Origin of the sequence: Nonomuraea rhodomycinica, assembly GCF_013363995.1 — a bacterium.
GTDB lineage: Bacteria > Actinomycetota > Actinomycetes > Streptosporangiales > Streptosporangiaceae > Nonomuraea > Nonomuraea rhodomycinica.
Window position 1 is genome coordinate 1 of the sequence record NZ_JABWGO010000027.1, and the last position, 7,964, is coordinate 7,964.

Below are 7,964 nucleotides of genomic sequence, written 5' to 3' on the forward strand. Positions count from 1 at the left end.
TTGGCGGCGCATATTCCGTTGGTGCGGTTGGATGCGCGGTCGAAGGATTCGGTCAAGAGTGCGTTGATCAATCTGGTGGAGCATGCGTTGACGGTGCGGATGGCCGTGCCAGGCTGGAGCGGCTGACACGGCCGTCGCACGTCAGCGCACCACGCTCCAGGACTCGCGCTCGTTGAGCGCCTTCACGTCCATGTCGGTGATCCCGCGCTGCGCGGCCGTCATGGCCGCCAGCTCCTCCGGCGTCAGCACGTCGGCGATGTCGGCGAACCCGTGCGGCGCGCGCTCCATCACCAGGCTGATCGTCTCCTCCACCGGCAGCGCCCGGTGGGCGAGCACCAGCGCCGACGTCGGCGGGCGCCGCTCGGCCTCGTACGCCGCCAGCGCCTCGGCCGGGTCGTCGATCGTGGCCAGGCACCGGGCCAGCACCCGGGCGTCGAGCACCGCCTGCGACCCGCCGTTCGAGCCGATCGGGTACATCGGGTGCGCGGCGTCGCCCAGCAGCGTCACCCGGCCCTGCCCCCACGACTCCAGCGGGTCCCGGTCCACCATCGGGTACTCCAGGATCCGCGGGGTCGCCTTGAGCAGCGCCATCACGTCGACGTGCGAGTGCTTCCAGTCCGCGAAGTACCGCGCCACGTCCTCCAGGCGGCCCGTGCGCGACCAGTCGGCCTCGCCGACCTCGCCGCCGTCGCCGACCTTGACCTCGGCCACCCAGTTGACCATCCGGGGGTCGGCGGGGGAGATGTGGTAGGCGACGAACTTCACGCTCAGGTTCGTCCCGGCGACGAAGACGGTCGCGCCGTCCCTGACGCGGTCGCCGTCCGCGATGCCGCGCCACATGCGGATGCCGGTCCAGCGCAGCGGGTCGCCCTCCGGGTGCAGCTGGGCCCGGACCGACGAGTGCACGCCGTCGGCGCCGACCAGCACGTCCACCCGCTCGCGCGTGGTCTCGCCGGTGGCGGCGTCGCGCAGGGTGACCTCGACCCCGTCGCCGTCCTGCTCGAACCTCTCGAAGCGGGTGGCCAGCCGTACCGGGCCGATCCGCTCCTCGACGGCGGCGCGCAGGATCATCTGCAGCTCGCCCCGGTGGATGGAGTACTGCGGCCACAGGTAGCCGGCCGAGCGGCCGCGCGGGATCGACAGGATCTCGCCGCCGAACCGGTCGGTGAACGTGATGAACGTGGTCTCCACGCCCTTGTCGGCGAGCTGGTCGGCGAGGCCGAGCTCCGTCAGCTCGCGCGTGGCGTGCGACTGGAGGTTGATGCCCACGCCCAGCGGGCGCAGGACGGCGGCCGACTCGACGACGACGCAGTCGAGCCCGGCGGCGTGCAGGCTCAGCGCCGTGGTCAGGCCGCCGATGCCGGCGCCAATGATCATGATCCGCATGGTGTTCCTCCCATGGTGATACGCCTTGACTCACAGGAAAAGGGGGAGCGCTGTGCGGCGCCCCCCCTTTTTCCGTTCGTACGGTGCCTCGTCAGGAGGCGCTACCGCTGTAGATCATCGAGCTCGCGTCGAACTTCGAGGGAAGGTACTTGAAGTCCGTCATCAGGTCGGCCACCCGCTGCAGGCGCGTGGCGTTGACCGTGGTCGAGAACCCGCCGAGCACCATCAGCTCGGCCGTGGCCCGGTCGATCTTGGTGTACTTCGGCAGCGCCGCCTCGACCTCGGCCGAGTTGGAGATGGCCACCTCGGTGGCCTTGACCAGCGCGCGCTGGAAGGCGGCGACCGTCTTCGGGTTCTTCTTGGCGAAGTCCTCGGTCACCAGGTAGCCGGCGATCGGGAAGTCGGCGGTGGGCCCGGCGAACGGCTCGGCGACCAGCACGGCGCCGTCCTTGCTGGCGGCCGTCTGGTAGAACGGCTCCGGCATGAAGGCGACGTCCATCTGGTTGGTGGCCAGGCCGCCCTGCATCTGCGGGAACGGCATCTCCTTGAACGTCACGTCCTCGGGGGTGAGGCCGTTCGTCTTGAGCAGCGACAGCATGGCCAGCTCGGCGACGTTCTTGAAGGTGTTGACGGCGACGGTCTTGCCCTTGAAGTCGGCCACCGACTTGATGGGCGAGCCCTTCTTCACCATCAGCGCGAAGTTGCCGGGCTTGGCGGTCCACGCCTCGCCGACGACCTTGATCTTCCCGACGCCGGTGGCGGCGGTGGTGATCGCGGAGACGTAGTTGCTGTGCATCACGTCGAGCTTGCCGCTGAGCAGGTCGGCCATGCCGGCGGCGCCGCCCGCGATGATCGTCGGCTTGGTGACGGTCAGGCCCTCGGCCTTGAAGAAGCCCTTGTCGATGGCGATCTGGATGGGGGCCGTCTCGGGCAGCGGCAACATGCCGATGTTGAGCTCGGTCTTCTCCAGGCCGCCCGCGTTCGCGGAGCTCTTGTCGGAGCCGCCCCCGCCGCATCCGGCGGCGAACAGTGCGGTGGCGGTGAGTAAAACGGCGGAAACACGCAGGCGGCGCCGGAGACCGGACATGATCGCTCCAGGGGGAAGACGCGTCACTATCGCGCTTGGGGGTGATCTTGAGGGGAAGAGCCTAGCGCAAGGGGGTATTGCCCCCATAGCACCAGGCCCGGGGATGTCCCTATATCTCGTGACATGTCATCTTTTCTCCTCTTCTTCCGTTTTGTAGAAGTATGAGAAGAAAGCTGATCGAGATGCTTTCTGTGAGAAACGACGGGGAGCCGTAAGGGTTACGCCGGATTCCGGCGCGCGGAGCTGTGCCAGACCAGCGCCCGGCGCTCGGCCAGCAGGAACAGCTGGTTGAGCAGGTAGCCGAGCACGCCGACAATGATCACCGTGCCCCACATGGTGGGCAGCTGGAACCCCCGCTGCGCCAGGCGGAGCTGGTAGCCGATGCCCTCGGTGCTGAAGAACTCCGCGATCACCATGAGGATCAGCGCGAGGGAGAGGCTCAGCCGGAGCCCGGCGAAGATCTTCGGCAGCGCCGACGGCAGGATCACCCGGAACAGGCGCTGCGCCCGCGAGAACCTGAACACGCGCGCCGTCTCCAGGTGCAGCGGGTCCACGTGCCGGGCCCCGTCGGCCGCGTTGAAGATCACCGGCCAGATGACGCCGAACGTGATCGTCACCACCTGCATCTTCGTGCCCGTGTTGAAGATGGCCAGGAACATCGGCAGCAGAGCCGGCGGCGGCAGGGCCCGGCCGAACTGGATGATCGGGTCCACGAACCGGTACAGCAGGGGCGAGCGGCCGATCGCCACCCCGAACGTCATCCCCAGGACCCCGGACAGCACCCATCCGGCGAGCAGCCGGCCGACGCTGTGCGGGAAGTTGCCGAGGGCCTCGTCGGTCAGGAACAGCGTGGCGGGGGAGCCGCTGAACCAGAGCTCGCCCATCGTCGCCAGGATCTTGCTCGGCGGCGGGAAGAACGGCTGCTCCATCGCGCGCGTGGACAGCTCCCACACGGCCAGCACCACCGGGACCACCCAGAGCCGCAGCACGGCGGCGGAGAACTTCCTCATCACTGTGCCGCTCCTGTCTTGGTCGTGTGCCAGCGGAAGATCCGGCGCTCGGCCCACACGAAGGCCCCGTTGGTCAGCAGACCGAGCAGTCCCGCCCACACGGTGGCCGCCACGATCAGGGTGAGCCCCTCCGGGCTGCTCTCCGCCACGGCGATGAAGCTGCCGATGCCGTCCGAGCCGCCGCCGAGCAGCTCGGTGCTGACCGCCAGGATGAGCGCCACCGACGCCGCCACCCGGATGCCCGTCGCGATGAACGGGGCCGCGCTCGGCAGCGAGACCCGCAGCAGCACGGCCAGCGGGCCGAAGCCGAAGGAGCGCAGCGTCTCCTTGGCCACCGGGTCGACGTCGCGCAGGCCGTAGATCGTGTTGATGAGGATCGGCCACGTCGACGCGTACACGATCATCGCGACCTTCATCTCCAGGCGGTCGGCGAAGACGAAGGCGGCCAGCGGGATGAGCGCCACCGACGGGATGGGCCGCAGGAACTCGGTCACCGGCCGCAGCGCCCGCTCGATCGGCGGCACGCTGCCGAGCAGCAGCCCGAGCGGCACCGCGACCACCACGGTCGCCACCAGCCCGAGCGCCCAGCCGATGAAGGTGTCGGCCACGTCGGGCAGGAAGTCCGGGTCGGCCGTCAGCTTGACGGCGGTGACCAGCACCGTGGAGGTGAGGGGGAACGCGGCGGTGGGGATGATCCCCAGCCGGCCGGCCGCCTCGGCGAGGCACAGGAAGACGACGACGCCGATGACGCCGCACACCAGCGCGCTGTTGAGCGCGCGCGGAATCAGACGCATGGCAAGGCCCCGGCGCCGTTCGGGGCACAGGTGCCATTCGGGGAAAACGTCATTGGGTCTCCATGGCTGCATCGGGCCGCATGGACACCGGCCCGATGGGAATAGGGGGGCAGACGGGAGTCAGGGTAACCGAGCCGATCACCGTAACCCGGGAGTCGGCGCACCAGGAGATATTCCCGCAATATCAGTATTTATGGTACTTTAGGGTGTTTTGCCCGTTTTGTGTAGATTGTGGCTACCTGAGGTCAGATGGGGCCTTTTCCGAGCCAATTGAAGCTTCAAATGGCCTGATTTATGGCGATTTGACGATTACTGTGTCTCTTGTGACGCCTGCGGCATTGGCCGAATTAATGCGGGTGTGCTCAAATAAGCACTCGCCCCATGGATGTGTTGGCGTCGCAAGCCAAACAGTCATGATGTGATCCGCGCACATCAGACGTCCGAGGAGAGGTTGCCACGTCGGTGAGCCCTGCATCTACCCGCGCGAACCGGGCCCCAGCCCCGGAGAGCGCGACACCCTCGCGCACCCCCTCGGTGCCCCAGGAGGCGGACGGGAGCAGCCCCGCCGCCCCGGCGAAAGCCGTCGCCGCCAAGCGGAGACCGAAAAGGACTGCGCTGCGTAACTGGCGCGTCCGCTCCAAGCTGCTCGCCCTGATCGTCATCCCGACCCTCGCGGCGCTCATCCTCGGCGGCACACGGGTCAGCGCGTCGATCGCCAGCGCGGCCCAGTACAAGCACATCAACGAGCTCGCGGTGCTCTCCGGAGAGCTCGCCGACCTCGCCCACGGGCTGGAGCTCGAACGCGACCTGACCGCCAACTACGTCGCCCAGGGACGCCGGGCCAGCGCCGCGGCCGAGATGGAGGCGCAGCAGACCACCGTGAACGGGGCCGTGCAGACCGTGCGCCCCGCCATCGAGGAGCTGGCCAACAGCGACAGCAGCGAGCGGGCCGAGGCCGTGCAGATCCGCAACCGCCTCAACTCGCTGCCCAACGCCCGCAAGGCCGCCGTCGACTCCCAGCTCGGCACCATCACGGTCATCCGCCTGTACGAGAACACCATCCGCGACGTGCTGTCCCTCAGCGACGGCATCGACCGCGGCGCCGTGGACGAGGAGCTCGCCAACGGCGTCGCCGCGTTCTCCGCCCTCGGCCGCGCCAAGGTGCAGGCGTCCAAGGAGCGCGCCTTCATCGCCTCCGCCCTCGCCGCCCGACGGATGGACAAGACCACGCTGAGCGAGGTCCTCGCGGCCCGCGCCCAGCGCGACAGTGAGCTGATCAGCTTCCGCTCCAACGCCACCATCGCCCAGCGCCAGTTCTACGAGGACAACGTCAGCGGCCAGGCCGTCGACCGCGCCGAGGCCATCCGCTCCCGCGCCCTCGTCCTGGAGGCGGAGGGCCGGCCGCTCATCGACACCGCGCTCGGCGCGCGCAACGGCAAGAACTGGTTCGAGACGAGCAGCGCCACCATCGAGCGCATGCGCAAGGTCGAGGCCGACCTGGCCGGATCGATCATCCTGCGCAGCCGCACCCTGGAGGAGGCCGAGCAGCGCACCGCGCTCATCACCGGCATCGGCAGCGCCCTCCTGCTGCTCATCGTCATCATCGTGACCACGATCATGGCCCGCTCGCTGGTCCGGCCGCTGCGCCGGCTGCGCGGCGAGGCCCTGCAGATCGCCGGTCAGCGGCTGCCCCAGACCGTCCAGCGGCTGCGCGAGTCCGAGGCCGTCGGCGAGGTCCACGTCGAACCGATCGGCGTCGACTCCGAGGACGAGATCGGTGAAGTGGCCCGGGCCTTCGACGAGGTCCACCGCGAGGCGGTGCGGCTGGCCGGCGAGGAGTCCCGCCTGCGGTCCAACGTCAACGCGATGTTCGTGAACCTGTCGCGGCGCAGCCAGACGCTGGTGGAGCGGCAGATCACGTTGATCGACGGTCTGGAGCAGGGTGAGCAGGACGAGAGCCGGTTGGCGAACCTGTTCAAGCTGGACCATCTGGCGACCCGTATGCGGCGCAACAGCGAGAACCTGCTGGTGCTGGCGGGTCAGGACCCGCCGCGCCGCTGGAGCCAGCCGGTCAAGCTCGTCGACGTCGCCCGCGCCTCCCTCTCCGAGGTCGAGAACTACGAACGCGTCGTCCTCCAGGTCCCCGACGGCGTCTCCGTCGCCGGCCAGGCCGTCAACGACGTCATCCACCTCATCGCCGAGCTGGTCGAGAACGCCCTGTCGTTCTCCCCGCGCGAGACCCGCGTCACCGTCTCCGGCAGCCGCATCGACGGCGGCGGCGTCATGCTCTCCGTCACCGACTCCGGCATCGGCATGACCCAGGACGAACTCGTCCTGGCCAACGAGCGCCTGAGCGACGCGCCCACCGTGGACGTCTCCGTCTCCCGCCGCATGGGCCTGTTCGTGGTCGCCCGGCTGGCCCACCGCCACGGCATCCGCGTCCAGCTCCGCCCCCACGGCGGCGGCGGCCTGACCGCCATGGTCCTGGTCCCCGAGTCGCTGCTCGGCGCCCAGCCCCCGGCCTACCCGGGAGGCGGCGCCGCCCCCCGCGAGGAGGCGTTCGCCTCGCCGGCCCCCGCCGCCCCGCCCGTGTCCTGGCCCGCCGGCGGCTACCAGCCCGGGCCCGGCCACCCGTCCTTCCCGTCGGGCGCCTACCCGTCCAGCCCCGGCGAGACCGCCGGCAGCTGGCCCTCGATGCCGCAGTGGCCCTCCGAAGCCGGCGGCTGGCCGTCCGAACCGCGCACCGCGAGCCCCTCCACGGGCGGCGGCTGGCCGTCCGAGCCGCGCGCCACCAGCGCCTCCGCCGGCACCGGCTACGACACCTCCGACGTGTGGGTCCCGGCCCGCAACACCGGCGGCGGCTCCTGGGGCGAGGGAACCGGCGGCGGCCTGCCCAAGCGCTCCGGCGCCGAGCAGCCGTCGAGCTGGAACACCGGCGAGAGCTCCTGGAGCGGCTTCGCCGGCGAGGGCGACACGGCCCAGCGCCCCCGCTACGACTTCCCCGAGACCGAGGCGGCCGCCACCGGCCCCATGCCGGCCGTCAAGCCCGCCTCCGCGGGCGACGAGTTCCTGCCGATCTTCGCCTCGGTCGAGTCGGCCTGGTTCGACCACGGCGACTCCGGCGCGAGCTGGGGTCCGTCGAAGGCCGACGCCGGATGGAGCGCGGCGGAGGCCGTCGTCGAGCCGGTGCGTGACGGCGCGACGGCGTCGGGCCTGCCCAAGCGGGTGCCCAAGGCCAACCTCGTCCCCGGCTCGGCCGACTCCGCCGCGGCGCCCAAGAACGTCGCCCCCATGCCGGCGGTCTCGCCGGACCGGGTGCGCAGCCGGCTGTCCAGCTTCCAGCAGGGCTTCCGGGCGGCCCGCGACGACATCAGCGAAGGCAAGACCTACTCATCTGGCCCCAGGCCCGTTGACAACAGGGAGGAGGGCGCATGAACGACTTCAGCCATGGAGCGCGCGGTGTCGACTGGCTGATCACCGACTTCGTCAACACCGTTCCCGGGGTCGCGCACGCGGTGGTCGTCTCGTCCGACGGTCTGCCACTGGCAGCCTCGGCGGGGTTCCCGCCGGACCGGGCCGACCAGCTCGCGGCCATCGCGTCGGGGCTGGTGAGCCTGACGCAGGGCGCGGCGCGGGTGTTCGAGGGCGGCGTGGTCAACCAGACCATCGTGGAGATGCAGCGGGGGC

General features: G+C 70.2%; 6 protein-coding genes. 2 read left to right on the forward strand and 4 right to left on the reverse strand.

What is annotated here, in order from left to right; genetic code table 11:
* Nucleotides 1–141: 141 nt before the first annotated feature.
* The 4 genes from HT134_RS44210 to HT134_RS44225 form a co-directional block, all read right to left on the reverse strand.
* The gene (locus HT134_RS44210) at nucleotides 142–1,377 is read right to left on the reverse strand and encodes a flavin-dependent oxidoreductase (protein ID WP_217709113.1); all 1,236 of its coding nucleotides are present in this window, start codon (nucleotides 1,375–1,377) and stop codon (nucleotides 142–144) included.
* A 100-nt stretch (nucleotides 1,378–1,477) separates the two neighbouring features.
* Nucleotides 1,478–2,473, reverse strand: a complete 996-nt coding sequence (locus HT134_RS44215) for an ABC transporter substrate-binding protein (protein ID WP_175606493.1) — start codon at nucleotides 2,471–2,473, stop codon at nucleotides 1,478–1,480.
* Between the two features lie 218 nt (nucleotides 2,474–2,691).
* On the reverse strand, nucleotides 2,692–3,483 hold the full coding sequence (locus tag HT134_RS44220) for an ABC transporter permease (protein ID WP_175606494.1): 792 nt from the start codon (nucleotides 3,481–3,483) through the stop codon (nucleotides 2,692–2,694).
* Complete coding sequence (locus HT134_RS44225) at nucleotides 3,483–4,277, reverse strand: ABC transporter permease (protein ID WP_175606495.1); 795 nt, start codon at nucleotides 4,275–4,277, stop codon at nucleotides 3,483–3,485. Before HT134_RS44225 ends, HT134_RS44220 begins: the two co-directional genes overlap by 1 nt.
* Nucleotides 4,278–4,739: 462 nt before the next feature.
* Between HT134_RS44225 and HT134_RS44230 the strand changes: the two genes are divergently transcribed.
* Together HT134_RS44230 and HT134_RS44235 are read left to right on the forward strand one after the other, a co-directional pair.
* Nucleotides 4,740–7,712 carry a nitrate- and nitrite sensing domain-containing protein gene (locus HT134_RS44230; RefSeq protein ID WP_175606496.1) on the forward strand — a complete coding sequence of 991 codons (2,973 nt, stop codon included), beginning with the start codon at nucleotides 4,740–4,742 and terminating at the stop codon, nucleotides 7,710–7,712.
* A partial coding sequence (locus HT134_RS44235) for a roadblock/LC7 domain-containing protein (protein ID WP_175606497.1) occupies nucleotides 7,709–7,964 on the forward strand: 256 nt, incomplete at its 3' end. The genes HT134_RS44230 and HT134_RS44235, both read left to right, overlap by 4 nt.

Bases quoted from the DNA above. Each gene is read 5' to 3' on its own strand.
- HT134_RS44210 (WP_217709113.1), bottom strand. From the start codon at position 1,377: ATGATCATTGGCGCCGGCATCGGCGGCCTGACCACGGCGCTGAGCCTG.
- HT134_RS44215 (WP_175606493.1), bottom strand. From the start codon at position 2,473: ATGTCCGGTCTCCGGCGCCGCCTGCGTGTTTCCGCCGTTTTACTCACC.
- HT134_RS44220 (WP_175606494.1), bottom strand. From the start codon at position 3,483: ATGAGGAAGTTCTCCGCCGCCGTGCTGCGGCTCTGGGTGGTCCCGGTG.
- HT134_RS44225 (WP_175606495.1), bottom strand. From the start codon at position 4,277: ATGCGTCTGATTCCGCGCGCGCTCAACAGCGCGCTGGTGTGCGGCGTC.